Below are 26,661 nucleotides of genomic sequence, written 5' to 3'. Positions count from 1 at the left end.
AAAAATTAAAAACGATGAAGAAATTAGTAATAATCACAGCCCTTTTATTGACACCAGTATTGACATTTGCTCAAGGTGTATTCGATAAATTTGAAGATAATTCAGAAGTGACATCTTTTGTTATCAATCAGAAGATGTTTAGGATGTTAGCCAGTATCGATATTGATCTTGATGATCCTGAAGAACAAAAATTCTTAGAAATGGTTAAGAAAATAACCGGACTTAAGGTTTTTACAACAGGAGATGATAAAGTATCTGCAGATATGGAATCTACAGTAGATTCTTACTTGAAATCTACTAAATTAGAAGAGTTAATGCGTTTTAAAGATGGTGATCAAACGGTTAAGTTTTATGTAAAAGAAGGTAACGACGAAAACCACGTTAAAGAATTATTGATGTATATGACCGGCCTGAAAGATTTAACAAAAGGATCAGATATTGAAATTAATGGTAAGAAACGTGTTTTTGAAACCGTAGTATTGTCTTTAACTGGAGATATTGATTTGAGACAAATATCTAAGATTACCAATAAAATGGATATTCCAGGTGGTGAACAGTTGAAAAAAGCTGGCAATAAAAGTAAATAGAACCGTGACTGGAGTATACTAAAATCGTTATCATATAATCAAATGATGAATAGCGAACAACATTAGTCCTTAAAAATATAACAGAAAAAATCATGATACAATCAATCAAAAAATCAATAGTAATGTTGCTTTTGGTTACCGCTTTTACCAGCTGTAACCAAGGGCCTACATTACAAACGTACTATGTGGATAACGAATTAGAACCAGGTTTTGCTTCGTTCGATGTGCCAACAAGTTTTGTCAACGTTGAAAATGTTGATATGACTGAAGAACAAAAAGAAGCTTACGACTCTGTAGATAAATTGAATGTCTTAACATTTATGAAAGATGATACAGATACTGAAGACTATAAACTAGAATTAGAGAAGGTGAATACCATTCTTAAGGATCCTAAATACGAAGAATTAATGCGTGGTGGTAATGCTGTGGATGGAAAATTTGTGGTGAAGTTTTTTGGCGATATCGATAATATAGATGAGCTTATCATTTTCGGAAATGCTAAAAACAAAGGCTTTGTAATCGCCAGAATCTTAGGTGACGATATGAACGCAAGCAAATTGATGTCTTTAAGATCCGTATTGGATAAGGCAAATTTTGATAAAGCTCAATTAAAAGGATTAACAGATTTTTTTAAGTAAACTGAATATGCCCAAGTGTAATAGGTCTTAATATTTAAATATTAATGTGAATCGTCTTGAAGAGTATCTTTAAGGCGATTTTCTTTTCTTTTATTTTTCAGAGCATAGCTAACCGCAAAAACAAACATAGTTCCAAACGCTATAAATAGAACTCCCTTTATAATTATATAATCGAGCACATCTAATAAACCAGCTATAAATATGCTTAAAGTTATAAGCGTTACGCAAATTAAGGCAATAGCATCTGTTGATAATGGGAAAAGTTTCACAAATTTAAAATTAGATTCCAGTATAATTACTAGGAGTAATCGCTTTTAATTCCGATTTAATAGTATCAGAAACCTCTAAGGTATCAATAAAATTTGAAATAGACGTTTGTGTTATCGCTTCATTAGTTCTTGTAAGTCCCTTTAATGCTTCGTAAGGATTAGGATAACTTTCGCGTCTTAAGATAGTTTGAATCGCTTCGGCAACCACAGCCCAATTATTCTCTAAATCTTGAGCAAATTTTGGTTCGTTTAATAATAATTTCCCTAAACCTTTAACTGTAGATTTAAAAGCAATTAGTGTATGTCCAAAAGGGACACCTACATTTCTTAAAACTGTACTATCCGTTAAATCACGTTGTAATCTAGACAATGGTAATTTAGCAGACAGATGCTCAAAAATAGCATTTGCGATTCCTAAATTTCCTTCACTGTTTTCAAAATCAATCGGGTTTACTTTATGTGGCATTGCAGAACTTCCTACTTCACCAGCTTTAATTTTTTGTTTAAAATAATCCATCGACACATACGTCCAAATATCTCTGTCTAGGTCGATGATAATAGTATTAATACGCTTTAAACCATCAAACAAAGCAGCAACATGATCGTAGTGCTCAATTTGTGTTGTTGGAAACGAGTGGTGTAAGCCTAATTTTTCTTGAACAAATTTAGTTCCGAAAGCTTTCCAATCGATATTAGGATAAGCTACTTTATGAGCGTTGAAATTTCCTGTTGCACCACCAAATTTTGCAGCACTAGGTACATCGTTTAATAAATTGAATTGCTCTTTTAATCGCACAGCAAAAACTTCGATTTCTTTTCCTAATCGTGTAGGCGACGCTGGTTGACCATGTGTTCTTGCTAACATTGGGATATGTGCCCAATCTGAAGCGAGATTTTCTATCTTTTCTAAAAGTGCAAGATATTCAGGAACGTAAACATCATTCATCGCCTCCTTAATACTTAAAGGAATTGCTGTGTTATTGATGTCTTGAGACGTTAATCCGAAGTGAATAAATTCTTTATACGCTGATAACTCTAAAGCATCAAATTTATCTTTAATAAAGTATTCAACGGCTTTTACATCGTGATTGGTAACTTTTTCAATCTCTTTAATTGCAGAAGCATCGACAGCTGTAAAGTTTGTATAAATAGCTCTTAAATCTTCAAAAACAGAATTAGAAACAGATTCTAATTGAGGTAATGGTAATTCACATAAAGCAATAAAATATTCAATCTCAACTAAAACTCGGTATTTAATCAGTGCTTCTTCTGAGAAATAATTGCCTAAAGCTTCAACTTTAGATCGGTATCTACCATCGATTGGTGAAATTGCATTAAGAGGTGAAAGTGCCATTTATTTTGGTTTTTTTGAAGCTTCAAATATAAGAAAGTTAGTTGGAATAAGCAGTGTTGAGTGACAGTATTCATTTTAAAGTATTTTGTCGCAGTTATCAGCTTTGCGTGAAAGTATAAGGCAGCGTTTACAAATAGAAGCGCACATAAAAACATCATAAATATGAGGTTATGAACTACATTTTAAAATAAAGATTTTACCAACAACCAACAACCAACAACCAACAACCAACAACCAACAACCAACAACCAACAACAACCATTATGTTCTAATCTTCTTCAGAATATGTTTTGCTCTGGCCTTAAATCCGGAACTTTGCATCTCATAATCCCGTTCTAAAATAATAGCGAGTTCAGGGTGAATCCAATCATACTCAGTTCCTAAAAGATACAAACTATTCATGCTATACGCTTTAGGTGCAATTTTTTCGTCATTAATCATCCAATCAAAACAAGCTTCTACGATTCTTTCTTTATGGGATTCAGACAGTTCTCTTTTTATCAGATTTTCTGTTTTAGAATAATGAGCTTTGGTTAAGTATTCGCAAATCTTAGCGATTGGCCTCACAGCCGGATCTAAATGTACTTTTGAAATATTCTTGGTAAATGTATCGAGATGTGGAATTATTGCCTCTAGATTTTCTCCGCACATAAATTCAAAAACCCAAGCCGCTCTGCACGAAATTTTATCATCCACATCAAAAAGAATCTCTAATAGTGGTGCAATCAATTCCGGATTGTCAATAACCAGATTGGCGTACTTCAATCGCATGTCGCGCGAATGATTTACGTAATTTAATTCCTTATAGAGTTCTGCTTTGGTCAATTGAAAATTGGTTATTTTAGAGCTTTAAAATTAATCAAAAATGAAGATTATAAAAAAAATAGGCTTGTTACTTTTAATAGTATTTGTCGTTGCTCAGTTTTTTGGACCTGATAAAAATGAAGGAGATATGACTTCGGTAGATGCTTTTTTTACGGATACTAATCCACCAGAAGATGTTAAAATGATTCTGAAAAATGCCTGTTTAGATTGTCATAGCGATAGCACACGCTATCCTTGGTACAATAACATTACTCCTGTGAATTATTGGTTGGCAGATCATGTAAAAGATGGAAAAAAACATTTTAACATGTCTAAATGGAGTGATTATTCTGATAAGAAAAAAGATCATAAACTCGATGAATTAATCGAAATGGTCGAGGATAAAGAAATGCCGTTAGACAGTTATACTTTGACGCATGGTGAAGCTAAATTATCAGCAGCGCAAATAGAATCGGTTGTTGCTTGGGCAAATACAGTTCGTTTAAAATATGTATTTCTAAAAGAACCTCAGTAAATAAATCCAAATTCCGAAAACAATCTTAAATTGGAATTTTAGAATTAATTCATGACGAAAAAATTATTAGTTATCGGTTTTGTTTGGCCAGAACCCAAAAGTTCTGCCGCAGGAACGCGCATTCTTCAGTTAATATTACAATTTCAAAATCAAGGATTTGAAGTCACGTTTTCTTCTGCAGCTAAAACGTCTGACAATACCTTCGATTTAAATACTATAAATGTTGAAACGAGACCGATTCTTTTAAATGATTCGTCTTTTGATATATTTGTAAAAGACTTGAATCCAGATGTTGTGTTGTTTGATCGGTTTATGTCCGAAGAGCAATATGGTTGGAGAGTTGCGGAGCAATGTCCTAATGCAATTCGTGTTTTAGATACTGAAGATTTTCATGGTTTACGAAAGGCTAGGGAAGTGGCTCTAAAACAAAATGAAACCGTTAGTGTCTCTCATTTGCAAAATGATATTACCAAACGCGAAATTGCAAGTATATATCGTTGCGATCTGAGCTTAATAATTTCAGAAGCTGAAATAGATATTTTAACCAATCAGTTTAAAATAGATAAAAATTTACTGTATTATTTACCTTTTCTATTAGATCCTATTTCTGACCTTGAAACGAAACACTTACCAACTTTTGAAGAAAGACATCATTTTGTAACGATTGGTAATTTTCTTCATGCTCCAAATTATGATGCGGTGTTGTATTTAAAGCAAACGATTTGGCCATTAGTAAGACAACAATTACCAAAAGCTGAACTTCATATTTATGGTTCTTATGAATCACAAAAAATAACACAGCTCAATAACAGTAAAGAAGGATTTTTGATAAAAGGCTTTGCAGAAGATGTTAATGAGGTCATGCAAAATGCAAAAGTTTGTTTTGCATCTCTACGTTTTGGAGCGGGACTTAAAGGAAAACTTGTGGATGCAATGCAGAACGGAACACCTTGTGTTATGACGCACATTGCAGCAGAGGGTATGTTTGGTGATTTAGGGGAGAATGGGTTTATAGCAGATAAACCTGAAACTTTCGCAGAGAAAGCCGTAGCCCTTTATACCAAAGCAGAAATTTGGCAAGAAAAGCAGCAAAATGGATTTGCGGTTTTAAACCAACGCTTTAATAAAACTGATTTTGAAAATGCATTTACATCTAAAATAATAGAACTGTCTACCCATCTAAATGCACATCGAGAAAACAATTTTATGGGGCAATTATTTATGCATCAATCTATGCAGAGCTCTAAATATATGAGTAAATGGATTGAGGCTAAGAATAAATAAGACTGTCTTAGGGTAAACAATAATTGATCTTTTTAGCTATTTTAATAGGTCAAATATTTTTTTGAAATTTTCAGGAAATCCATCTTTTAGATAAAGAACTTCTTTTGTAAATGGGTGTGTGAATTTTAAAGAATAGGCGTGTAGATACAACCCTTTTCCATTTAAAATTAGCGATTCCTTTCCATAATCTTTATCTCCTAATATAGGATGTCCTATGCCAGATAAGTGTTTGCGTAATTGATGCCGTCGTCCTGTAAAAGGTTCTAGTTCTACGAGATTTAGTTGTTCAAATCGTTTAGAGCTAACCGATTGGTGGACTTTATAGTTCGATTTACAAGGTTTTTCATCGACTTCCGTAGTAATGCTACCTTCGGTTTTCATCTCACCAATCGTAACCGCGTAGTATGTTTTCTTAATAGCTCTATCTTCAAAAAGTTTATTTAAAACACGAATACTACGACTTGTTTTTCCAACCAATAAAATGCCAGTAGTTGCAAAATCTAAACGGTGAACAGGTTGTGGTTGTGTTGTATCTTCAAGTGGACTTCGTTTTAAATTCTGAACTAAAGCATTGGCAATCGTTTTAAAATGATTACCGCTTACTAAAATCCCACCGGGTTTATGAATGACAGCTAGATAATCGTCTTCAAATAATACCTTGAGTTTAAAGCGTAATCGTTTCTTCGGACTGATATTTTCAGGAACAGATAATGTAATAGATTCTCCACCATTTATATAGGTCGCAGACGTTGCGATGACATTATCTACAGAGATAAACTCTTTTTTTAAGGCTTTCTTTAAAGCTGATTTTGTGGGAAACGCATCAAAAATCCCAACACCATATTCCTGTAGTCGAATAGAAGTAGAGCGTTTAGGGGCAGTATGGGTTTCGGTGTGTTTGATGATTTTTAGTTAGGCTTATTAATGTCTATATGAAAATTGTTTCCATAAATTGTTGTTTTCGCTAAGTGAATGGAACGTATATGAGGCGTCAAATGTTCTGTAAAGCATCATAATTCATGAAAAGTACGTTTTATTTCTCAATCCCAATTCATTTTTTGTAATCGAACCGCATTCAAAATAGCTAACAATGCCACACCAACATCGGCAAAGACAGCTTCCCACATAGTTGCTAAACCTCCAGCACCTAAGATTAGTACAATCACTTTGACTCCGAATGCTAATGCAATATTTTGCCATACAATTTTCCGCGTTGAACGACTGATTTTAATCGCTTTTACAACTTTTGAAGGTTGATCGGTTTGAATAATAACATCAGCAGTTTCAATCGCAACATCACTTCCTAAGCCACCCATGGCAATACCAACATCGCTGGCTGCTAAAACAGGGGCGTCGTTAATGCCATCTCCTATAAAAGCAATCTTATTTTTAGGATTTTGTTTTAATCGTTCTACTTCATTCAGCTTATCTTCAGGTAATAAACCACCTTTTGCATTTCTAATTTGTAATTCGGAAGCTACTTTTTGTGTCATAGAATCTTTATCTCCCGAAAGCATCATGATATTTTCAATACCTATGTTCTTTAAGTTGATAATGGTTTCTTTAGCATCGTCTTTTAGTTCGTCTGCAATAACCACATAACCTGCAAATGTATTATTGATAGCCACCAGAATTATCGATTCTACAATCGTTTCTATTTCTGCAATAACACTTATGTTATGGGCTGTCATTAAAGCTTTGTTTCCTACTAAAACAGTTTTACCATTCACGATTCCTTTTAAACCTTTACCTGCAATTTCGGATACTTCTGTAGCTTTAAAATCGGTTTCTTCAGTTTTGTATTCTAAAATAGCTTTAGCAATAGGATGTGTGGATTGTGCTTCCATTGCCATGAGGTAATTCATGAATTCTTTTTCCTCCCAACCAATAGATTCTATCGTTTTAATTTTGAAAACACCTTTGGTAACAGTTCCTGTTTTATCCATCACCAACATATTTATTTTGGTCATGGCCTCTAAGAAAGAAGCACCTTTAAATAAAATTCCGTTTTTTGAAGCCGCTCCTAATCCACCAAAATAGCCTAGAGGAATAGAAATGACTAAAGCACAAGGGCAAGAAATTACTAAGAAAATTAAAGCTCTATACAGCCAATCTCTGAATACATAATCATCAACAAAGAAGTAAGGCAATAAGGTAACTCCAATTGCTAAAAACACAACAATAGGCGTGTAAATGCGGGCAAATTTTCGGATGAATAATTCTGTTTTAGATTTACGAGCCGTAGCATTTTGAACTAAATCTAAAATTCTAGCAATAGAACTGTCTTTAAATGCTTTGGTTACTTCAACTTCAATGACACTTTCTAAATTAATGCTTCCTGCAAATACATTTGCTCCTTTGGCAATTGTATCTGGTTTGCTTTCTCCTGTTAAGGCTGCTGTATTTACGGATGCTTTTTCGGAAACTAAAATACCATCTAGCGGGATTTTTTCTCCAACTCTAACTTGAATGTTTTCACTAATTTCAACTGTTTCTGGTGCTACACTTTCAATAGTTCCATTTCTAAAGACATTCGCTTCTTTTGGACGAACATCTAATAAGGCTTTTATATTTCCTTTGGCTTTGTTGACTGCTGCATTTTGGAACAATTCACCAACGGCATAGAATAACATTACAGCAACACCTTCTGGATATTCACCAATTATAAATGCACCAATAGTAGCGATGGACATTAGAAAAAATTCAGTGAAAACATCGCCTTTTTTTATGCTGTCCCAACCTTCTTTAACCACAGGAAGTCCAACAGGTAGATAAGCGATGCCATACCAAACAATGCGAATCCAATCTTTAAAAAATGCAAACTCAAAATAATCTAATGCAATACCAATAATAAGCATTACAAAACTGATTACTGCTGGAGTGTAAGCTTTAAAACCGCTAGATTCACCACCATGATTATGACCATCATCATGGCTGTGTTCTTTATTCGAATTTGGTTTTATATCTCTTAAATTGAGTTTTTCTTTTTTCATTTTAATTATACTTTAAGTCAAAGATGCCATAAAATGAAGTGCAATGGAAGTGCAATTATTTGCCACTACACTTGTCGCAAATCCCTTTTACAACCAAGTTCACATTTTCGGAAACAAAACCTTCCGGGACTTTAATTTGTGGAATTTTATGATCCGTTAAGCAAATGGTTTCGTTGCAATTATTACAGTGAAAATGCAAATGTAAATCGGTTTCAATTTCACAGTTACAGCCTTGTTCACAAAGCGCATATTTTGTTATTCCTGTGCCATCATCAATTTGATGTACAATGGCTTTGTCTTCAAATGTTTTTACGGTTCTGTATAGTGTGGTTCTATCTGCTTTGTCAAAAGCATTCTCAATATCTGTTAATGTAACGGCAACACGTTTTTCTGCAAGAAACTTATAAATAAGTAATCGCATTGCCGTAACACGTATATTGTTTGACTGTAATAGTTGTTCTATCGACTGCATAATTAATGAGAGTGTTCAGATTCACCTTTTTTCATTTCAGCAATAAGATAATACGCATTATTGTATGCGAATTTTACATCGGCTTCTAGTTCCACTGTAAATTTAACTTCTACCCAATTATCATCTTTAACACCTATAAGTACTTCAATTGGTGTAAAAGCCCATTTGTCATCTTCTTTTTCTGCTTTAAAGACATAAAATTTATCACCATCATTTGTTATGGCACTTTCAGGTAAAGCAGTTGTTTCATTGTTTTCTATTTGAATTTTCCCTGTAATATACATCCCAGGAATTAAGGTCTTCGTTTTATTTTCAATTTCAGCATGAACATGAACTCCTTTAGGATTGTCTTCAAAAGTTTTACTTACCGATAGTATTTCTGCCACTAAATCTTCATCAGAATTAGATTGTATATTAAATATTACTTTTTGACCTTTCTTAACTTTGAAAACGTCTTTTTCGAACACGATTAAGTCGGCATGAACATCATCGGTGTTTACAATATCGAAAAGTTCGGTTTGTGGATCTACATATTGACCTGTCTTAACTTCAACTTTTTTAACAAACCCTGCAATTGGACTTCGTAATGGTACGCGTTGCGCTATGGTGCCGTTACGAACGGTAGATGGATTTATGTTTAAAATTTGTAATTGTGCAGCTAATCCACTAGCCATTGCTTTTGAAACATCGTACTCTGCTTTTGCCTTTTGAAAATTGGCACCAGAACCAACACCTGCATCATACAATTTTTGCTGGCGTTCGTAACTTTTCTTTAAAAAAGTACTATTACTAGTCGCATTTAAATAGTCTGTTTGCATATTAATTATATTAGGATGTGATAAGTAGGCTACCACCTGACCTTTATTGACTTTATCACCTTCTATAACTTCAATAGAAACGACATTGGCACCAACAACCGACGTAATTGCAGCCTCACTCTGTGGTGGCACTTCTAATGTACCATTAGCACTTACGTAGCCACTTAAATTTCTAAGGGAAAGTGTGTCTACTTTCATTTGTAACGCATCAAATTGTTTTGCGGTTAACATAACATCGTCGCCTTCGCTATGTGCTTCTTCAGTTGATTCATCATCGTCGAGACTGACTTTAGTGGTTTCTTCACTATGGGGGTGATCATCTTCTTTTGTATGACTACTGTTTCCGCAAGCGACTACTGAAAAAGAAGCGATAAATAGGGCTATAAGTTTATAATGTATATTTTTCATTCTATTAGTTTTTATAATATTGTAATTGAAAAGTGCTTTCTAAGTAATTGGTTAAGGCGGTTTCAGCTTCTACTTCCAATTGAATAGCGTCCTTAATGAGTTGCGTAAAGGCAGAATAGTCTATTTCACCTTCTTTATAAGCAAATAAAGCACCTGCCTTTTGATCTTTAACAAGAGGAAGAACTTCGTCTTTATAAAAAAGCCATGTTGTTTTCCATTTTTGATAATTTTCTTGACTTTGTGTGTATTTTGATACGACTTGCTTTTTCTTAAAGTCGCTATTTACAAGAGCGATTTCTTTATCTATCCGAGCCGTTTTTATACGTGCTTTATTTGTACCAGATAAAAATGGTATTGAAACACCTGCTTGATATGTAACATAACCTGAGTTTCCATTCACTTTTTGTAAACCACCTTGTAAATTAAACTTAGGAAGGTTATCTGCCTTTGCAGCCTTATAATTCGCTTCTGCTTCTGCAACTTGTAATTGAGAGATACCATACAATGGATGCATTTCTGCATTGAAATTTTCAATTTCTAAGCCATCGACTTCAATTGAGTCAGGAACCGTATAAAAATCATCAGAAACCAACCATAAATTTAATTGCTGCAAGGCTACATTGTATTGACTCATAGCTTGTACTAGTTTATTATGCATTTGTAAAGCTTGCGTTTTAGCTGCTGAATACTCTAATTTTGAAATGGCTTCTACCTCGTAATTTAAAGTCACTGCGTCTTCAAATTTTGTATAAATAACATCTAATTCTTTATATAACAAATAGTTTCTCTTGCTTCTAAGAGCATTTGCCCAAGCTTGTTTAACTTCTCGTTCTAATTCTAATTCAGAAAGTTGAAATGCTTTTTCGACTAATTGAATGCGTTGATTTTGTAATTCTTGTTTAGGAGCAATACCAAACAAATCAATATTAGTCTGACCAGCACCAATGGTTGTATAAATACCAGCACCGTTATTAATTTCCTCACCACCTGTAAAAATCTGTGTCGTTCCCAAATCAAAAGCAGTACTTTTTAGTTGCTTTTGTTTACTGATTTCTAACTGCATTACTTTTAAATTCGGGTAGTTCTCTTTTGAGAGTTTTACAGCTTCATCTATAGTAATTTGAGGCAATTCACTGTTTGCTTCTTGTGCATTTATAGTTGCAGGTATGGCAAGCATAAGTGCTAGCATTGCAGTAGCCATAATTACTTTTTTATTTCCTTTAAAGGTGAATGATTTGTTTTCAACCCAATGGTATAATATTGGTAAAACAAACAGTGTAAGTAAGGTTGCTGTTAGTAAACCTCCAATAACAACAGTAGCTAATGGGCGTTGTACTTCTGCTCCTGATCCAGAAGAAATTGCCATTGGTAAAAAACCTAATACATCTGTAAAAGCGGTTAACATAATAGGTCTAATACGTCGTTTTGTACCTTCTATAATTCGGTCTTTAAGATTGGTGACGCCTTCTTCTTTTAATTCGTTTAAGCCACTAATCATAACCAGTCCATTAAGCACAGCTACACCAAATAGTACAATAAAACCTACACCTGCTGAAATGCTAAAAGGCATATCTCGTAACCATAAAGCAAAAACACCACCAATGGTTGCCATTGGAATAGCGATGTAAATCATTAAGGTTTGTGGTAAGGATTTTAATGCAAAGAATATCAATATAAAAATGAGCAGCAATGCTAAAGGCACAACTGTTTTTAATTTATTACTGGCCCGTTCTAAATTTTCAAATGCACCACCATAACGAATGTAATACCCTGCTGGTAACTCTAATTTTTCGTCTAAGATATCTTGAATATCTAACACCACAGATTTTACATCACGATCTCTAATGTTGATACCAACATAGGTTCTTCTATTTGTATTGTCTCTACTAATTTGCATCGGTCCTGGTTGAAAACTAACGTCAGCAACCTCGCTTAATGGTATTTGTGTTCCAGAAGGAAGATTTATAAACAAATTCTGAAGATCTGAAATATCAGTACGATTTGATTTGTCTAGTCTTACCACTAAATCAAAACGTCGTTCCCCTTCAAAAATAACACCAGCTTGTCCTCCTGCAAAAGACGCTTCAACAATCGTATTTAATGTTTTTACATTTAAGCCGTATTGCGCTAGTTTATTTCTCTTATAATGAATTGAAATTTGAGGTTGTCCTGTAGTGGCTTCCACTTTCATATCACCAACACCTTCTACATTAGCAATTAGTTTTCCTATGTCATCTGCTTTTGCTGCGAGTATGTCTAAATCATCTCCAAATAATTTGATAGCGACATCTTCACGGACACCAGTAAGTAACTCATTAAATCGCATTTCGATAGGTTGGGTAAACTCGAAATTTACACCAGGAACGATACTTACGGCTGCTTTCATTTTATCTACCAATTCTCCTTTTGATGACGCTGAAGTCCATTCGCTACTTGGTTTTAGAATAACAAAAACATCAGCAATGTCCATGGGCATTGGATCTGTTGGTACATCTGCAACACCAATTCTACTGACTATATTTAAAACCTCTGGAAATTCAACTTTAACAATTTGCTCAATTTTTGTGGTGGTCTCAATGGTTTCGGTTAGTGAACTTCCTGGTTTTAAAATAGCGTGAAATGCAATATCACCTTCATCTAAATCTGGAATAAATTCACCACCCATTCTGGTAAACATAAAAACAGCTACAGCAAATAAGCCAACAGCAATAACAACAATTGTTTTTCCGTTACGAATTGCTCTTGTTAATAACGGCTCGTATTTACGTTCTATCCAGTGAACAAAACGGTCTCCATAAGAAACTTTATCAGATTTTGGTGCTCTTAAAAACAACGCCGATATCATAGGTACATAAGTCAAACACAGAATCATGGCGCCAATCATTGCGAAAATAAATGTTAATGCCATTGGCTGAAACATCTTTCCTTCAACACCTTCTAAAGCAAGGATTGGGATAAATACGATTAAGATAATTAATTGACCAAAAAAGGCGGCATTCATCATCTTTTTTGATGAACTTGATGCAATACTATCACGTTCTTCTGGCGTTAATTTTTTCTTCTTTATTTGTGAGTATATCAGAAAAACGGTGCTTTCAACAATGATTACTGCACCATCTACGATGATTCCAAAATCAATGGCACCTAAACTCATTAAGTTTGCCCATACTCCAAAAGCATTCATCAATATAAATGCAAACAAAAGGGATAACGGAATGGTTGAAGCCACAATTAATCCGCCTCTCCAGTTTCCTAATAATAAGACCAACACAAAAATGACAATTAAACCACCTTCTAATAAGTTACCTTTTACGGTACCTGTTGTTTTTGCAATAAGGTCGCTTCTATCTAAAAAAGGTTTTATGGTAACGCCTTCTGGTAATGATTTTTGAATTTGAACAATACGTTCTTTAACGTTTTCTATAACTTCATTGGAGCTGGCGCCTTTTAGCATCAAAATCATTCCTCCTACAGCTTCTCCTTTTCCGTCTTTTGTTAATGCTCCGTATCGCACTGCACTACCAATCTGTACTTCAGCGATATCTTTAATTATAATAGGAAGGTTATTAACAGTCTTAACGACGATGTTTTCTATATCAGAAACGGTTCTAGCCAAACCCTCTCCACGAATAAAATTGGCTTGATGATTTTTTTCAATATAAGCTCCACCTGTATTTTGGTTATTGTTTTCTAGTGCTTCAAAAACATCAGAAATTGTAATACCAATAGCTCTTAAATTGTCTGGTTTTACAGCAACTTCATATTGCTTTATTTTTCCTCCAAAGGCATTAACTTCAATAACACCTGGAACCATAGCCATTTGTCGTTTAACAATCCAATCTTGAATCGTACGTAATTCTGTAGGATCATATTTTGACCTATAAGCGTCTTCTACTTCTAATGTATATTGATAAATTTCGCCTAATCCTGTTGAGATAGGACCCATAGTCGGTGTACCAAAGCCTTCAGGGATTTGTTCTGCAATTTCTGGTAATTTTTCGGAGACTAGTTGACGTGGTAAATACGTGCCTACTGCATCGTCAAAAACAATAGTAACTACAGATAAGCCAAATCTAGAAACAGAACGAATTTCGGTAACATCGGGTAAGTTGCTTAAGGCTAACTCTACAGGATAAGTTACAAATTGTTCAATTTCTTCTGTTCCTAAATTAGGGGCTTGGGTAATAACCTGAACTTGGTTATTGGTAATATCTGGTACAGCATCTATAGGTACTTGGGTCATACTCCAAAGACCTGCACCAATAATGACGAGTGTAAACAAGCCAATAATGAATTTGTTATTGATTGAAAAATCAATGATTTTATTAATCATAAAAAATGGTATTAATTCAGTTAAACGTCTCGATATAATTCTGATGTAAACACTTAGAATTATTCAAAATGAGAAGAACCTTAGCGGTCCCTGTTAGGATATAGTTATCCTATAAAAAACTGAATTATGCCCTTGGTGGTTGTAAAATTGAAGTAGAGAAGTCTTTTTCCGTTCCATTTAAATAGAAAAAGTCTTGCGTTGAAATATAAGAATTGTCAATCTTTATGCTGACTAATTTGAAATGTGTAGCATTGATATGACAACATTGGCAAATACAAAATGGCGAACATGAATCAGACGCGTCTTGGTGCTGGTGATCGTCTTGAATGACTTGAGAAATTTCGGTTGTAACATCATTATCAGGCAACACAAAATCAGCACATGGAGCTAGATTAAGCGCGAAAATATAAAATGACAATATAAATGCTAAATTTTTCATTGCGACAAATATATGAATTTATTGATGCACTAGTATTGCAAAAAGGATAATGGAGTTAAAGAGATAACAAAGGAGAACTGTAATCTTAATAACTAAGCATTCAGAATTGAAGTGTAATACAAAGAATTGTCTTTTAGTGATTTCTGAAATTTACGTTTATAGTAAAAGCCATGAATTATAATACTATCATGGCTTTGTTTATTGTGTATGAATTCAGTTGTTATTTTTAGATTCTAATTCAACGGGTATTTTATACTAAAGCTCCGTTGGCACCAATAACCTGACCAGAAATCCATTTAGAGTCATCACTTGCTAAAAATACAGCCACTCTTGCGATGTCTATTGGTTTTGCTAATCTGTTAAAGGCATTCATGCTACTCAGCTTATCGATAAATTCTTGAGATTTACCATTCATAAATAATTCGGTTTCTGTAGCTCCTGGTGCAAGGGCATTTACAGAAATACCACGCCCAATCTCTTTAGAAAACACACGTGTCATTTGTTCAACAGCTGCTTTTGATGCTGAATATAATGCGTAAGTAGGAAACATTAATTTCACAGTACTCGATGACACGTTAATGATGTTGCCGTTGTCAGCAAGTTTAGAATGTGCTTCTTGTAAGGTGTTAAAAATACCTTTAACGTTAATATCAAATTGTTTAGAAAAATCATCTTGAGTATTATCTTTTATTTCTTTTGAAATCATAACACCTGCATTATTTATTAAAACATCGACTCTGCCGTATTCCGCAATGGTTTTGTCAAATAATTGTGTAACATCATCTCTATTGCTCACATCTGCTTTTACGGCGAATGCAGTTCCGCCATCATTAGTGATTTTTAATACGGTGTCTTCCGCTTCAGTCGTGCTATTAGAATGATTGACTACAACTTTAGCACCATTTTTAGCTAATTGAATGGCGATTTCTTTTCCAATTCCTCTTGAAGAACCTGTTACTATAATTACTTTATTTTCTAATTTCATATGCGTATTTAATTAATTTTAGGGTTTGATCATTAGTTTTGTGTGGCATTTTCTAAAAGGTGTAATAAGGTTTTAACACCTTCTGTTGCGGATTCAGCAATAATATGGACTTTACCATTTTTATCCATAGCAGGTTTTGGATCAATATAATAAATTGGTGTTTGGGTAGGTGCGAAATCTAGTAATCCTGCAGCAGGATATACTTGCATACTCGTCCCAATAATCACTAAAATATCGGCTTGCTGGCAAATTTCTACGGCTTTGTCAATCATAGGAACAGCTTCGCCAAACCATACAATATGCGGTCGGAGTTGATGTCCTTTTTCACATGTATCGCCTAAATGAATGTCTTCGGTCCATACTTTAATGTCATTTTCATTTTTAGTGCTTCGTATTTTACGCAGTTCACCATGTAAATGAATAACGTTACTACTACCTGCACGCTCATGTAAGTCATCTACGTTTTGGGTAATAATACTGACTTTATAATTGTTTTCTAAGCGTGCGAGATCTTTATGTGCTTGGTTAGGTTCAACTTCGTTTAATTGTTTTCTCCGTGCGTTATAGAAATTTAAGACTAATTCAGGATTGCGTTTAAAACCTTCTGGTGTAGCGACTTCCATAACATCGTGTCCTTCCCAAAGTCCATCTGCATCTCTAAATGTTTTTATGCCACTTTCGGCACTCATGCCAGCTCCTGTTAGTACAACTATATGTTTCATGAGGTTAAATTTAAGGTTGATTTTAATGTTTTACTTCAATTTTTGCGCTTTTAACATACGCGTTTCATATTATAAAATTACTATTTTTGGGCTATGCAAGACCTGAAACTTCTAGAATACTTAGAAACATTCCTCACTGAAAGCCGTATTGAGCGGTTTAATAGTGTTTTACCAAAACGTACTAAACATTTTACGGTGGCCACTGAAGATGTTTATCAGTTACATAATACGAGTGCAGTGATGCGTTCTTGTGATGTATTTGGGATACAAGAATTGAATATTGTAGAAGAGGTGAATTCTAAAAGTATTGATAGAGAAATTGCTATGGGAGCCCAGAAGTGGGTGGATTTGAATCGCTATAGTTCTATTACAGATTGTATTACCGATTTAAAAGCTAAAGATTATCAAATAGTCGCTACAACCCCTCATGTTGAGGATTGTGAGTTAATAGATTTTGATATCACTAAGAAATCATGTTTTTTCTTTGGTAGAGAAACTGAAGGCTTATCACAACAGGTTATTGATAATGCAGATTGCTTTTTAAAAATACCAATGGTTGGTTTTACTGAAAGTTTAAATATTTCAGTTTCTGCTGCCATTATCCTTCAACATGTCACAGCACAATTACGAAAATCATCAATAGAATGGCAATTAACTGAAGAAGAGATTATTGAAAAACGGTTTGATTGGATTAATAAAACTTTAAAAGATTATGATGCGATTGTGGAGCGTTATAACTTAAAAGGATAAATGTTGTAATTTTAAGGAACTAAAAACACATATTATGGTAGGTTGGTTTGAGATTCCCGTAAACGATATGAATCGTGCTAAAGCGTTTTATGAAACGGTTTTTAAAGTTGAAATAAAAGATGTAGAATTTAACGGTTTAAAAATGGGTTGGTTTCCTGATAATAATGGAGGGTATGGAGCAACCGGAACACTGATTAAGCAAAATTCTTATATACCGAGTAAGGAAGGTACATTGATTTATTTTATATCTAAAGATGTGCAAATAGAACTCGATAGAGTGGAAGCAGCAGGTGGAAAAATAGGCCTGGAAAAAACCAAAATTTCTGATGAAAATGGTTTTATGGGAATGTTTATAGATACGGAAGGTAATAGAGTGGCTTTACACTCAGATGCTTAGAAGTTAAGTTTTAATTTTTTTTATTTTTTCGCTCTTTACTTCTTTTAATCACTTTATATTCTTCGTAACATTCGCTGATAGCATCCAATATTTGAAGGTCATTTGCGGTGTTAATGAAATCTTTAGAGTAGTTACATTGGTTAACTATTTCGTCTAAATCGAATTTTGTGACTTGTAAAAGCACTAATAACATTTCCCTATCAAAACGCTTAGATAACTGATTTCTAATCTCGTCATCTTCTTTCATTTTCTTTAATCTGTGCATTTCGTTAGGCTTTCGGCCAAACATATTATACAAGAAATCTGCAGGATTAAATATGGCACCAAGTACTTTAGTGGCAATGTTTGGTTTGCCAGCTTCATAACCTTGGCCAGGTAAACCAGAAATACGGTAACGGTTATTAGACGTCACAGGAACCTGATTCATATCAACTTTTAAATATCCTGTGAGCTCTAGTTGTTTTACTGTTACTTCTTCTAATGCTAAAGCAAGTTCGGTCATTTCTATTTTGGTATTCCCAAATTTTAACCAGTCATTAGTTACTCTAACTTTAATAGATTTATAACCTAAATAAGATAAATGTAGCGTATCGTTAACTTTAGCTTTTATTTCAAACACACCATCATCGTCTGTTGCCGTTCCTATAACTTGATTAATGTTTACAATATTGGCTTCAGTTAAAGCTAAGCTCGTCGAAGCACTAACTATTGTTCCTTTAACTTTAGTAGGTGTTTGGGTTGCTGTACTGTCTTGGCTAAAACCACTGACCGTACTTACGCAAAAAATTAAAATAAGTAGATATCGCATGCACATGTGTTACGAGGTAAAGGTAATAAAGAAAACGGATTTAACAGTTTGCGGGGGTAGATTTGACTTAAAATTAACTTTTTTAAGCATTAGGCATTCTTTTTTGGTCTTCAAAAAAAAATCCAAAACCTGAAAATTGTTTTTCATGTTTTGGATTTTACTATTTATATTTTTTGAAATTTTCTATAGTTTCAAAAGCTTAATCGCGTCGTCTAGAACGTCTTGGTCTTTCTGATCCAGAGGTACTAGATTCAGAAGAACGTCTATCTCCTCTAGAGTCGTTGAACTTTCTATCTCCTCTGTCACTTCTATCACTAGTTCGTCTGTCACCTCGGTTTCCAGATCCACTATCGTCAGAGCGTCTACCGCCAGAGCGTCTTTCGCCTCTTGGTTTATCATCGCGTCTGCGACTTCCACCACCGCCACCAGAGCGTCTTTCGTTTCCACCGCGACTTCTTCCTCCGCCACCGCGACTTCTTCCACCTTTATCTTCACTCACTTCTACGTTAACAAAACGTCCGTCGTGTTTGAAATCTGTGAAAAAAGCAAGTACTTTTTCTTGTAATCCTTTTTCTGTATTAAAGAATGAAAAACTTTCTTTAACATCTACTTTAAAGACATCATCACGTCCTAATTCTAATTGTTCTTTTAAGAAATCTTTCAATTTCATCCAATCAAAACCATCTTTACTTCCTACGTTAATGAAATAACGAGAATCGTTAGATTGCTTACTGTAATCGCGTCCACCATCATCTCTATCGCTTCCACGAGATTCTACCACACCTAAACCTTTCGATTTTTGATAATAATTGAAGAAACGGTTAAATTCTACAGAGAAGAATTTTTTGATTAACTCCTCTTTATCTGTATCTGCGAATAATTCGTTGATGCTTTCTAAATGCTTATCAATTTCATGATTCGTTTCAGTAGTGTGTATTTTATTAGCTAAAGACATTAACTGCACTTCAACGATATCACCTCCAGAAGGAATTTCTTTCTTCTCAAACTGCTTCTTAATGATACGCTCTATGCTCTTTATCTTTCTAACTTCACTTTTAGAAACAATAACCATTGAGATACCAGTTTTACCAGCACGTCCTGTTCTACCAGATCTGTGTGTGTAAATTTCAGGTTCATCTGGTAATTGGTAGTTAATAACGTGTGTAATATCATCCACATCGATACCACGAGCTGCAACATCTGTAGCAACTAACATTTGTATTTGGTTATTACGGAAAGATTTCATCACCAAATCTCGTTGGTTCTGACTTAAATCTCCATGTAATGCTCCCGCAGAATAACCATCTTCAATTAAGTTTTCGGCTACTTTTTGAGTATCACGCTTTGTTCTACAGAAAATCACAGAAAATATATCTGGATTAGCATCTGCCAAACGTTTTAAAGCTTGGTAACGGTCTCTTGCATTTACTAAATAGTATTCGTGCGTTACGTTACTTGTACTTTCATTTTTATTACCAACAGTAATTTCTGTTGGATTGTCCATGAATTTCTTTGCAATCGTAGCCACTTCTTTTGGCATTGTTGCAGAGAATAACCATGTATTTTTATCTTCTGGTGTATGCGAAAGAATATCAGTAATATCTTCTTTGAAACCCATGTTTAACATCTCATCAGCTTCATCTAAAACGCTGTACTGTATTTTAGAAATGTCTACCATTCTACGGCTAATCATATCTTTCATACGTCCAGGAGTTGCAACAATAATTTGTGCACCACGTTTTACTTCTCTTGCTTGGTCTGAAATGCTTGATCCACCATAAATGGCTACTACATTTAAGCCCTTACAGTATTTACCGTAAAGTTTAAGTTCGTTAGTAATTTGTAAACAAAGTTCACGAGTTGGAGATAAGATAAGTCCTTGAGTGGTTCTGCTATCAATATCTATTTTTTGCAACATCGGAAATCCGAATGCTGCAGTTTTCCCTGTACCAGTTTGTGCCAAAGCAACTAAGTCTTTGTCTTCTTCTAATAAAAGTGGGATTGCTTTTGATTGTACTTCACTTGGTTTTTCAAAACCTAAGTCCGTAATAGCTTTAAGAAGGTCTTCATTAAGACCTAATTCTTTGAATGTGCTCATTCTTGAGTATATGTATTCGATTATGTTCTGTTGGTGTTACAAAAGAAGCGAATCGACATACTAAACACTTAAACTTCTAGGTAACACATCCTCACTCTGAGGAATTTACAAAAGCCTATAATAGGTTTTTTGCAAGGTGCAAAGGTACAACAATTAATTGAATAATCAATTGTTGCGGTGTTTATTGCTCTTATGTATTAAAAACAGTGGTGTCACGCACAAATTTGATGCCTTTAAATTCGATTATATGAGGATAAATTTTCTTGAATTTGATGAATTTTAAGCTATTTCTTTCAATCAAAGGGCCATTCTTTTTTGATGAAATTTCCGTCTTGTTTTTATGAGTTTATATCTCAAATCATCATAGAATAAACTTACTAATAAAATGATGGCTCCAATAATTAACGTGTTTAGTCTTAAATTGACTTTAGAATAAAAGAAACCTCCTACCAATCCACCTGCAAAGAAGAATAAAATGATGTAAATACGCAGTTTTATATTTGATTTTAATTTCTCTTTTTGTGGGTTGTACTTAGTGAAAAACAACTGAGAAATATCGATGCCCAAATCAGTAAAAAGACCTGTAAGGTGCGTCGTTCTTACTACTGCATTCGAAATTTTAGTGACAAATGAGTTTTGAAGACCCATCGCAAAAAGTAGTGTACAAATAATTAAATCAGGGTATTGCATTTCTACAAAATTGCTCACAATCCCGATGGTTATTAAAATTAGACATTCGATGAGTGTTGGTAGCGCAAATACATTGAGACGTTTGTTTTTCCTGTATTTTTCAATTAAAAAACTAGATGAAAACGACCCAAATAAAAACGAAAAAATATAAAGAAAATATATCGTGCCTTTCCAAAACTCAAAATTAGCTACGTCATCAATAAAGAGTGCAAAATGACCAGTTACATTTGTCGTTAATTGCTTAAAAGCTAAAAATCCTGAAACATTAACAATTCCAGCAACAAAAGATAAAATAATCGCAATTCGAAGATTGTGTTGTAAAGTTCTACTTTTTCCTTGATGTCTAAACATTACAGCTTCATTTAGTGGGGTTCAAAAAAGTGATCACACTGATGTTAGTCAGAAGTAATGACTGCTATCAAATTATAAAAACGAGTTCAGTTTGCGTAAGCGAAGTTAGGTGTTTAAAAACTGTAACGTCAATAGAATAGTTATTTTAAAAATTCTACGAGTTGCTTTACAGCTAAGCCTCTGTGGCCTATCTTGTTTTTTTGTTCTAAAGTAATTTCAGCAAACGTTTTATCTAAACCATCAGCTTTAAAAATCGGGTCGTAGCCAAAACCACCTTCACCATGTTTTTCTGTTGTAATACTGCCTTTGCATATGCCTGTAAAAGTGTGAAGTTTTCCATTAAGGTGTAATGCAATTACGGTTTTAAATTGGGCATTTCTGTTGGGTTTACTTTTAAGTTCTGTCAGCAATTTGTTGGTGTTATCTTCAGCATTCCGTTGTGGACCAGCGTATCGTGCAGAGTACACGCCTGGTTCTCCGTTTAAAGCGTCGACTTCTAAGCCTGTATCATCAGCAAAGCAATCGTAACCATAATGCTTTTTTAAGTATTCTGCTTTTTGTATCGCATTACCTTCAATGGTAGGTTGGGTTTCAGGAATATCTTCATTACAAGCAATATCTTTTAAACTTAAAAGTTTAATATGTTCTGGTAACATCGATTGTACTTCTTTTAGTTTATTTAAGTTATTAGTTGCGAAAACAAGTTGCATATTTTGAGCTTATTTAGTTTAATTTTGCTTTTGTAAAAATAGCAATCTATTTTAGTATCATTTATCAAAACAAACATTTTAATCTAATAAGAATGCTGAAACCTATTATGCTTTTCGTTTTTTGTTTTAGTTGCTTAAGTCTTAGTGCTCAAGATTTGGATGATTTAGATTCGCTATTGGTCGATAGAGATATTGAAAATTATTCTCTGCGTATATTTTCTAATTTTAAGGTGAATAAGTTCAGTATTTCCGATGATGATTCTAAAGCTAAATTTGTGCCTAATAATAGATATGGTTTAGGACTTGGTTTTGCTACTAAAAAAATTATACTAGACATTGCTATTAACATTAAAAACCCAAATAAAGAAAAGACTTCTAGATTCGATTTACAAGCCACAACCATCTTAAAGGATAAAAATTATGTGAAAATTTTTACGCAAGTGTATAGGGGGTTTAATGCTAAAAATAACTTTGATGAACCTACCGTATTTAGAGACGATATTAGATCTGTAAGTGTTGGGCTGAATTATATGTACACTTTAGACAATATAGAGTTTTCATATTCCCAATTAAAGGCGGGCTTGTCTAATAAGAATTCCGATAATATATTCATAACAGGAGGTGTGGGCGTCTTCGGTAGTTTTGATTATTTTTCTGCAAAGCCTAGTATATTATCTGAAACCACGAGTCCTTATTTTAATGAGGAAGGCGATATTAAAAGATACCAAGGCTTGTCTTTCGGTGTTTTAGCCGGCATCATCTCTTATTTTCAACTGCCAGAAAATATCACAGCAACGGTTAACGTTATGCCAGGAATAGGTTTGGTAAATAAAAAAGTGACCTTACAAGATGGAGGCTACAAACCAAGTAATCCAATGCTCTATAAGTTAGATTTTCTCATTGGTTTAAATTATAATTTAAAACAGTTTTATGTCAGTGTAAGCTATAATAATAGTCTGTATAGTACCGATTTGGATTATGGTAATAACTATCTTCTAAATCTTACAAAAGCAAAATTAGCCATTGGTTATAAGTTTAATAAAAAGAGTAAGTGATTCTATTGATTAATGGAATTTCATCAACCTTGTGAAAAGGCCTTCTTTATTAAATGAATTTATAATTTTATCAATTAATTATGATATTTATCAGTGATTAGACTGACTAAATCTTGTATCTTAGTGAAAAGAATAACTCATTAAAACAAGATAGATTATGACGGTAAATTTTCAATATGTAGACATTGATGTAAGTGACACACTTTCAGACCTAACAACAGAAAAATTAGAAAAATTAGCTAATAAGTTCGAATTTCTTATTTCGGCTCAAGTATATTTTAAGCATGATGATAACGATCATGATGCAGGTAAAATTTGTAACATTGAATTAAGCTTACCAGGACCACGTATTTTTGCAACGTCTAACGAGAAGAATTATGAAATGGCTATGAATGAAACGATTAACGATTTAACAAGACAACTAAAAAAACGAAAAGAAGTTTATAAAACACATTAGTCATAAGCTTTCAGTTGGAGGCACAGTTTTTATACACTAAATTATGGTGATTCGTTAGAACTGAAAGTAGAATAGTATAAATCTCAGGTTAATTATAAATCTGAGATTTTTTTTGTTTTTTAAAGTAAAAGTAAGCTTTGAAACTGCACAATGTGCCTGAATACTTATTTATGGTGATAAGGTTCATTTCTAAGAATTGTAAACCCTCGGTACAGTTGTTCTATAAAAAACAAACGTACCATTTGATGTGAAAATGTCATTTTTGATAATCCTAATTTTCCATTGGCTCTATTGTAAACCGCATCCGAAAAACCATAAGGACCTCCAATTACGAAGATTAAAGTTTTAATACCAGAATTCATGTGTTTTTGTAAATAACCAGAAAAGGCTTCAGAATCCATTTGTTTTCCGTTTTCATCGAGTAGAATAAGCACATCAGAAGTTTGTGTTTTAGCTAAAATAAGCTCTCCTTCCTTTTCTTTTTGCTGGGCTTCAGATAAGTTTTTTACCTTTTTTAAATCCGGAATTACATCAAATTCAAACTTAATATAAAAACTAAGGCGTTTAGAGTAATCTGCGATTAATGCAATGAGGTTCTTATTGTCGGTTTTGCCTATCGCAATGAGTTTTATATTCATAATTCAAATTTACGATTTACAATTTAGGATTTTAGATTTTTTTCCAATTTGTAATTCATAATTCTAAAATCGGATATCGTTAATCAATTTCCTATTTTTACACTAAATATGTATTCAGATGATTTCAAAAGCACAGTTCGATAAAGAAATAGAATTAATAATTTCTAATGCCATTAGAGAAGATGTCGGTGATGGGGACCATAGTTCTTTGGCGTGTATTCCTGCTTCGGCTCAAGGAAAAGCAAAATTATTGGTAAAAGATAAAGGTATCATCGCCGGTGTAGAGTTTGCAAAATTGGTGTTCGCTTATGTGGATGCTAATATGAAAGTTGAAACCTTAATAGAAGATGGTCAAAAAGTGAAGCATGGCGATATCGTCTTTTATGTTGAAGGAGCTTCGCAATCTATTCTTAAAGCAGAACGTTTAGTCCTAAATGCTATGCAACGTATGAGTGCAATTGCCACTAAAACGAGAGAATTTGTAGATTTATTAGAAGGTACAGGAACAAAAATTTTGGACACACGAAAAACCACTCCAGGTATTAGAGCTTTAGAAAAATGGGCTGTAAAAATTGGAGGTGGAGAGAATCACAGATTTGCCTTATACGATATGATAATGCTAAAAGATAATCATATTGATTTTGCTGGTGGAGTTTCAAAAGCTATTAATTTAACAAAACAGTATTTAAAAGATACCAATCGCGATTTGAAAATTATTGTTGAAGCCAGAAATCTCGAAGAAATCAAAGAAATTTTAGACTGTGGAGGGGTTTACAGAATTCTTATCGATAATTTTAATTATGAAGATACGCGTAAAGCCGTAAAGCTTATTGGTGACCAATGCTTAACGGAGTCTTCAGGAGGCATTAACGAACATACACTTAGAAAATATGCGGAATGTGGTGTCGATTTTATTTCGTCTGGTGCTTTAACACATTCGGTACATAATAAAGATTTAAGCTTAAAAGCAGTATAGTTTAGTTTGTAGATAGTACAATTAATTGGAGATAATAAAGGTGAGCTAAAGGCTAACAGCCAAGAGCTAAAAGCTAAACAATGACTAAACCTATAGAAGATAAATTAAATAAAATTCCGGTTATAAACATACTTGTGCGTTTTTTTAAGCAAATTAAGTTACCAGGATTTGAAGGTTTATCGGTGTACGATTTACTAGAGCTATACATTATGGGAATTGTAAATGGTGCTCTAACTACAAGAGCAAGTGCCATTGCGTTTAGTTTCTTTACCGCTATTTTTCCGTTTTTACTGTTTGTTATTATTGTGATTCCGTATATACCTATTGATGGTTTTAGAGCTGATTTCTTAGATTTTTTAAATTCAATTTTACCACCTCAGACATCAGAATTCTTAATCGATAGTATTTTTAAAGATATGAGTAGCAATACCAGTGGTGGCTTGATATCTTCGGTGTTTTTATTGTCTATGTTCTTAATGGCTAATGGTGTTAATGCTGTGTTTTCGGGTTTTGAAACGTCTTATCACAAACAACTATATCGTAATGTTTTTAAGCAATATATGTTTGCGCTCGGTGTGGCTTTAATTCTTGTTTTTCTTCTATTACTTACTGTAGCTGTATTTGGGTATTTTCAGATTTATATAATTCAACCTTTATATGAAGGCTTTAGCGGTCATGCATTTTCAGAAGATGACCAGGGGTTAGGATGGATTATCTTTGGAAAGTACTTGTTCTTTGTAATTATGGTTTATTTAGCCACAGCAACCTTATATTATTTTGGAACTAAAGAAGGGAAGGAGTCTAAATTCTTTTCGGTTGGTGCGTTATTAACAACCTTGCTTATTATGCTAACCTCCTTTCTGTTTGGTATTTATATTGAAAATTTTTCGCAATACAATGAGCTTTATGGTTCTATTGGAGCCTTATTGATTTTACTACTTTATTTGTGGCTCAATTCTAACATTATACTTTTGGGTTATGAGCTCAATGCATCGCTTCAGTTTTTAAGGAAGAATCCAAGAGCTAGAAAAGAAATTAAACAAAAAGATGTTGAGGAGTTAATTAAGTAAAATGCATCTTTACATCTTAC

Annotated in this window: 26 protein-coding genes; 10 read left to right on the top strand and 16 right to left on the bottom strand. The window is 33.7% G+C overall.

The features are described from left to right. Window positions 1–14: 14 nt before the first annotated feature. Together HM984_RS08150 and HM984_RS08145 are read left to right on the top strand one after the other, a co-directional pair. Complete coding sequence (locus tag HM984_RS08150) at window positions 15–587, top strand: GFO_1090 family protein (protein ID WP_179348808.1); 573 nt, start codon at window positions 15–17, stop codon at window positions 585–587. A gap of 92 nt (window positions 588–679) precedes the next feature. Beyond that, window positions 680–1,225 (top strand): GFO_1091 family lipoprotein, encoded by a 546-nt coding sequence (locus HM984_RS08145; protein ID WP_179348807.1) that lies wholly within the window; start codon window positions 680–682, stop codon window positions 1,223–1,225. Window positions 1,226–1,266: 41 nt separating this feature from the next. Here the strand turns inward: HM984_RS08145 and HM984_RS08140 are convergent, their stop codons facing one another. The 3 genes from HM984_RS08140 to HM984_RS08130 form a co-directional block, all read right to left on the bottom strand. Continuing rightward, the gene (locus HM984_RS08140; RefSeq protein ID WP_115809326.1) at window positions 1,267–1,494 is read right to left on the bottom strand and encodes a hypothetical protein; all 228 of its coding nucleotides are present in this window, start codon (window positions 1,492–1,494) and stop codon (window positions 1,267–1,269) included. Window positions 1,495–1,504: 10 nt separating this feature from the next. Next, window positions 1,505–2,848 carry an adenylosuccinate lyase gene (purB, locus tag HM984_RS08135; protein ID WP_115809328.1) on the bottom strand — a complete coding sequence of 448 codons (1,344 nt, stop codon included), beginning with the start codon at window positions 2,846–2,848 and terminating at the stop codon, window positions 1,505–1,507. Between the two features lie 261 nt (window positions 2,849–3,109). After that, window positions 3,110–3,673, bottom strand: coding sequence for a HEAT-like fold family protein (locus tag HM984_RS08130; RefSeq protein WP_179348806.1), 564 nt, complete (start codon window positions 3,671–3,673; stop codon window positions 3,110–3,112). Window positions 3,674–3,713: 40 nt separating this feature from the next. On the opposite strand from HM984_RS08130, the gene HM984_RS08125 reads away from it, so the two are divergent. After that, on the top strand, window positions 3,714–4,187 hold the full coding sequence (locus HM984_RS08125; protein ID WP_115809332.1) for a heme-binding domain-containing protein: 474 nt from the start codon (window positions 3,714–3,716) through the stop codon (window positions 4,185–4,187). 51 nt (window positions 4,188–4,238) lie between these two features. Then, a complete protein-coding gene (locus tag HM984_RS08120) occupies window positions 4,239–5,471 on the top strand; it encodes a glycosyltransferase (protein WP_179348805.1) in 1,233 nt (410 codons plus the stop codon). Window positions 5,472–5,507: 36 nt separating this feature from the next. On the opposite strand, the gene HM984_RS08115 is transcribed toward HM984_RS08120, so the two are convergent. The 8 genes from HM984_RS08115 to HM984_RS08080 form a co-directional block, all read right to left on the bottom strand. Next, window positions 5,508–6,098, bottom strand: a complete 591-nt coding sequence (locus tag HM984_RS08115; RefSeq protein ID WP_371312246.1) for an RluA family pseudouridine synthase — start codon at window positions 6,096–6,098, stop codon at window positions 5,508–5,510. A 413-nt stretch (window positions 6,099–6,511) separates the two neighbouring features. Continuing rightward, window positions 6,512–8,464, bottom strand: coding sequence for a heavy metal translocating P-type ATPase (locus HM984_RS08110; protein WP_179348804.1), 1,953 nt, complete (start codon window positions 8,462–8,464; stop codon window positions 6,512–6,514). Between the two features lie 55 nt (window positions 8,465–8,519). Then, complete coding sequence (locus HM984_RS08105; protein ID WP_179348803.1) at window positions 8,520–8,936, bottom strand: Fur family transcriptional regulator; 417 nt, start codon at window positions 8,934–8,936, stop codon at window positions 8,520–8,522. Window positions 8,937–8,938: 2 nt separating this feature from the next. Beyond that, window positions 8,939–10,162 (bottom strand): efflux RND transporter periplasmic adaptor subunit, encoded by a 1,224-nt coding sequence (locus HM984_RS08100; protein ID WP_179348802.1) that lies wholly within the window; start codon window positions 10,160–10,162, stop codon window positions 8,939–8,941. A gap of 4 nt (window positions 10,163–10,166) precedes the next feature. Next, window positions 10,167–14,495, bottom strand: coding sequence for a CusA/CzcA family heavy metal efflux RND transporter (locus HM984_RS08095; protein ID WP_179348801.1), 4,329 nt, complete (start codon window positions 14,493–14,495; stop codon window positions 10,167–10,169). 124 nt (window positions 14,496–14,619) lie between these two features. Continuing rightward, the gene (locus HM984_RS08090) at window positions 14,620–14,934 is read right to left on the bottom strand and encodes a DUF6660 family protein (RefSeq protein ID WP_179348800.1); all 315 of its coding nucleotides are present in this window, start codon (window positions 14,932–14,934) and stop codon (window positions 14,620–14,622) included. A 250-nt stretch (window positions 14,935–15,184) separates the two neighbouring features. Continuing rightward, the gene (locus HM984_RS08085; RefSeq protein WP_179348799.1) at window positions 15,185–15,919 is read right to left on the bottom strand and encodes an SDR family oxidoreductase; all 735 of its coding nucleotides are present in this window, start codon (window positions 15,917–15,919) and stop codon (window positions 15,185–15,187) included. A gap of 32 nt (window positions 15,920–15,951) precedes the next feature. Next, window positions 15,952–16,641, bottom strand: coding sequence for an SIR2 family NAD-dependent protein deacylase (locus HM984_RS08080; RefSeq protein WP_179348798.1), 690 nt, complete (start codon window positions 16,639–16,641; stop codon window positions 15,952–15,954). A 93-nt stretch (window positions 16,642–16,734) separates the two neighbouring features. Between HM984_RS08080 and HM984_RS08075 the strand changes: the two genes are divergently transcribed. Next, window positions 16,735–17,391: a TrmH family RNA methyltransferase gene (locus HM984_RS08075; RefSeq protein ID WP_115809352.1), complete on the top strand. Its 657-nt coding sequence runs from the start codon at window positions 16,735–16,737 to the stop codon at window positions 17,389–17,391. 34 nt (window positions 17,392–17,425) lie between these two features. After that, window positions 17,426–17,788, top strand: a complete 363-nt coding sequence (locus HM984_RS08070) for a VOC family protein (protein ID WP_179348797.1) — start codon at window positions 17,426–17,428, stop codon at window positions 17,786–17,788. Between the two features lie 10 nt (window positions 17,789–17,798). Here HM984_RS08070 and HM984_RS08065 read toward each other — a convergent pair whose 3' ends face one another. The 4 genes from HM984_RS08065 to HM984_RS08050 form a co-directional block, all read right to left on the bottom strand. Then, window positions 17,799–18,602, bottom strand: coding sequence for a carboxypeptidase-like regulatory domain-containing protein (locus HM984_RS08065; RefSeq protein ID WP_115809356.1), 804 nt, complete (start codon window positions 18,600–18,602; stop codon window positions 17,799–17,801). A 193-nt stretch (window positions 18,603–18,795) separates the two neighbouring features. Continuing rightward, window positions 18,796–20,694, bottom strand: coding sequence for a DEAD/DEAH box helicase (locus HM984_RS08060; RefSeq protein ID WP_115809358.1), 1,899 nt, complete (start codon window positions 20,692–20,694; stop codon window positions 18,796–18,798). 297 nt (window positions 20,695–20,991) lie between these two features. After that, on the bottom strand, window positions 20,992–21,735 hold the full coding sequence (locus HM984_RS08055) for a YoaK family protein (RefSeq protein ID WP_179348795.1): 744 nt from the start codon (window positions 21,733–21,735) through the stop codon (window positions 20,992–20,994). A 140-nt stretch (window positions 21,736–21,875) separates the two neighbouring features. Continuing rightward, window positions 21,876–22,445 carry a non-canonical purine NTP diphosphatase gene (locus HM984_RS08050; protein ID WP_179348794.1) on the bottom strand — a complete coding sequence of 190 codons (570 nt, stop codon included), beginning with the start codon at window positions 22,443–22,445 and terminating at the stop codon, window positions 21,876–21,878. Window positions 22,446–22,537: 92 nt separating this feature from the next. Between HM984_RS08050 and HM984_RS08045 the strand changes: the two genes are divergently transcribed. Next, the gene (locus HM984_RS08045) at window positions 22,538–23,500 is read left to right on the top strand and encodes a DUF4421 family protein (RefSeq protein WP_257018468.1); all 963 of its coding nucleotides are present in this window, start codon (window positions 22,538–22,540) and stop codon (window positions 23,498–23,500) included. 157 nt (window positions 23,501–23,657) lie between these two features. After that, complete coding sequence (gene hpf, locus HM984_RS08040) at window positions 23,658–23,957, top strand: ribosome hibernation-promoting factor, HPF/YfiA family (RefSeq protein ID WP_179348793.1); 300 nt, start codon at window positions 23,658–23,660, stop codon at window positions 23,955–23,957. A 164-nt stretch (window positions 23,958–24,121) separates the two neighbouring features. Here the strand turns inward: hpf and rlmH are convergent, their stop codons facing one another. Further along, window positions 24,122–24,595, bottom strand: coding sequence for a 23S rRNA (pseudouridine(1915)-N(3))-methyltransferase RlmH (rlmH, locus tag HM984_RS08035; RefSeq protein ID WP_179348792.1), 474 nt, complete (start codon window positions 24,593–24,595; stop codon window positions 24,122–24,124). Between the two features lie 118 nt (window positions 24,596–24,713). On the opposite strand from rlmH, the gene nadC reads away from it, so the two are divergent. Both nadC and HM984_RS08025 read left to right on the top strand, forming a co-directional pair. Next, window positions 24,714–25,571, top strand: a complete 858-nt coding sequence (gene nadC / locus HM984_RS08030; protein WP_115809370.1) for a carboxylating nicotinate-nucleotide diphosphorylase — start codon at window positions 24,714–24,716, stop codon at window positions 25,569–25,571. 80 nt (window positions 25,572–25,651) lie between these two features. Beyond that, complete coding sequence (locus tag HM984_RS08025; protein WP_179348791.1) at window positions 25,652–26,641, top strand: YihY/virulence factor BrkB family protein; 990 nt, start codon at window positions 25,652–25,654, stop codon at window positions 26,639–26,641. The last annotated feature ends 20 nt before the right edge of the window (window positions 26,642–26,661 follow it).

The sequence above is a fragment of the Winogradskyella pacifica genome (genome assembly GCF_013403915.1).
GTDB lineage: Bacteria > Bacteroidota > Bacteroidia > Flavobacteriales > Flavobacteriaceae > Winogradskyella > Winogradskyella pacifica.
This window is presented reverse-complemented; position numbering and strand designations above follow the sequence as displayed.

Coding starts and splice junctions, on each gene's coding strand:
- HM984_RS08090 (WP_179348800.1), bottom strand. CDS start 14,934: ATGAAAAATTTAGCATTTATATTGTCATTTTATATTTTCGCGCTTAAT.
- nadC (WP_115809370.1), top strand. CDS start 24,714: ATGATTTCAAAAGCACAGTTCGATAAAGAAATAGAATTAATAATTTCT.
- HM984_RS08050 (WP_179348794.1), bottom strand. CDS start 22,445: ATGCAACTTGTTTTCGCAACTAATAACTTAAATAAACTAAAAGAAGTA.
- HM984_RS08045 (WP_257018468.1), top strand. CDS start 22,538: ATGCTGAAACCTATTATGCTTTTCGTTTTTTGTTTTAGTTGCTTAAGT.
- HM984_RS08110 (WP_179348804.1), bottom strand. CDS start 8,464: ATGAAAAAAGAAAAACTCAATTTAAGAGATATAAAACCAAATTCGAAT.
- HM984_RS08060 (WP_115809358.1), bottom strand. CDS start 20,694: ATGAGCACATTCAAAGAATTAGGTCTTAATGAAGACCTTCTTAAAGCT.
- HM984_RS08070 (WP_179348797.1), top strand. CDS start 17,426: ATGGTAGGTTGGTTTGAGATTCCCGTAAACGATATGAATCGTGCTAAA.
- hpf (WP_179348793.1), top strand. CDS start 23,658: ATGACGGTAAATTTTCAATATGTAGACATTGATGTAAGTGACACACTT.
- HM984_RS08120 (WP_179348805.1), top strand. CDS start 4,239: ATGACGAAAAAATTATTAGTTATCGGTTTTGTTTGGCCAGAACCCAAA.
- HM984_RS08025 (WP_179348791.1), top strand. CDS start 25,652: ATGACTAAACCTATAGAAGATAAATTAAATAAAATTCCGGTTATAAAC.
- HM984_RS08055 (WP_179348795.1), bottom strand. CDS start 21,735: ATGTTTAGACATCAAGGAAAAAGTAGAACTTTACAACACAATCTTCGA.
- HM984_RS08080 (WP_179348798.1), bottom strand. CDS start 16,641: ATGAAACATATAGTTGTACTAACAGGAGCTGGCATGAGTGCCGAAAGT.
- HM984_RS08150 (WP_179348808.1), top strand. CDS start 15: ATGAAGAAATTAGTAATAATCACAGCCCTTTTATTGACACCAGTATTG.
- rlmH (WP_179348792.1), bottom strand. CDS start 24,595: ATGAATATAAAACTCATTGCGATAGGCAAAACCGACAATAAGAACCTC.
- HM984_RS08065 (WP_115809356.1), bottom strand. CDS start 18,602: ATGTGCATGCGATATCTACTTATTTTAATTTTTTGCGTAAGTACGGTC.
- HM984_RS08125 (WP_115809332.1), top strand. CDS start 3,714: ATGAAGATTATAAAAAAAATAGGCTTGTTACTTTTAATAGTATTTGTC.
- HM984_RS08145 (WP_179348807.1), top strand. CDS start 680: ATGATACAATCAATCAAAAAATCAATAGTAATGTTGCTTTTGGTTACC.
- HM984_RS08095 (WP_179348801.1), bottom strand. CDS start 14,495: ATGATTAATAAAATCATTGATTTTTCAATCAATAACAAATTCATTATT.
- purB (WP_115809328.1), bottom strand. CDS start 2,848: ATGGCACTTTCACCTCTTAATGCAATTTCACCAATCGATGGTAGATAC.
- HM984_RS08105 (WP_179348803.1), bottom strand. CDS start 8,936: ATGCAGTCGATAGAACAACTATTACAGTCAAACAATATACGTGTTACG.
- HM984_RS08085 (WP_179348799.1), bottom strand. CDS start 15,919: ATGAAATTAGAAAATAAAGTAATTATAGTAACAGGTTCTTCAAGAGGA.
- HM984_RS08075 (WP_115809352.1), top strand. CDS start 16,735: ATGCAAGACCTGAAACTTCTAGAATACTTAGAAACATTCCTCACTGAA.
- HM984_RS08100 (WP_179348802.1), bottom strand. CDS start 10,162: ATGAAAAATATACATTATAAACTTATAGCCCTATTTATCGCTTCTTTT.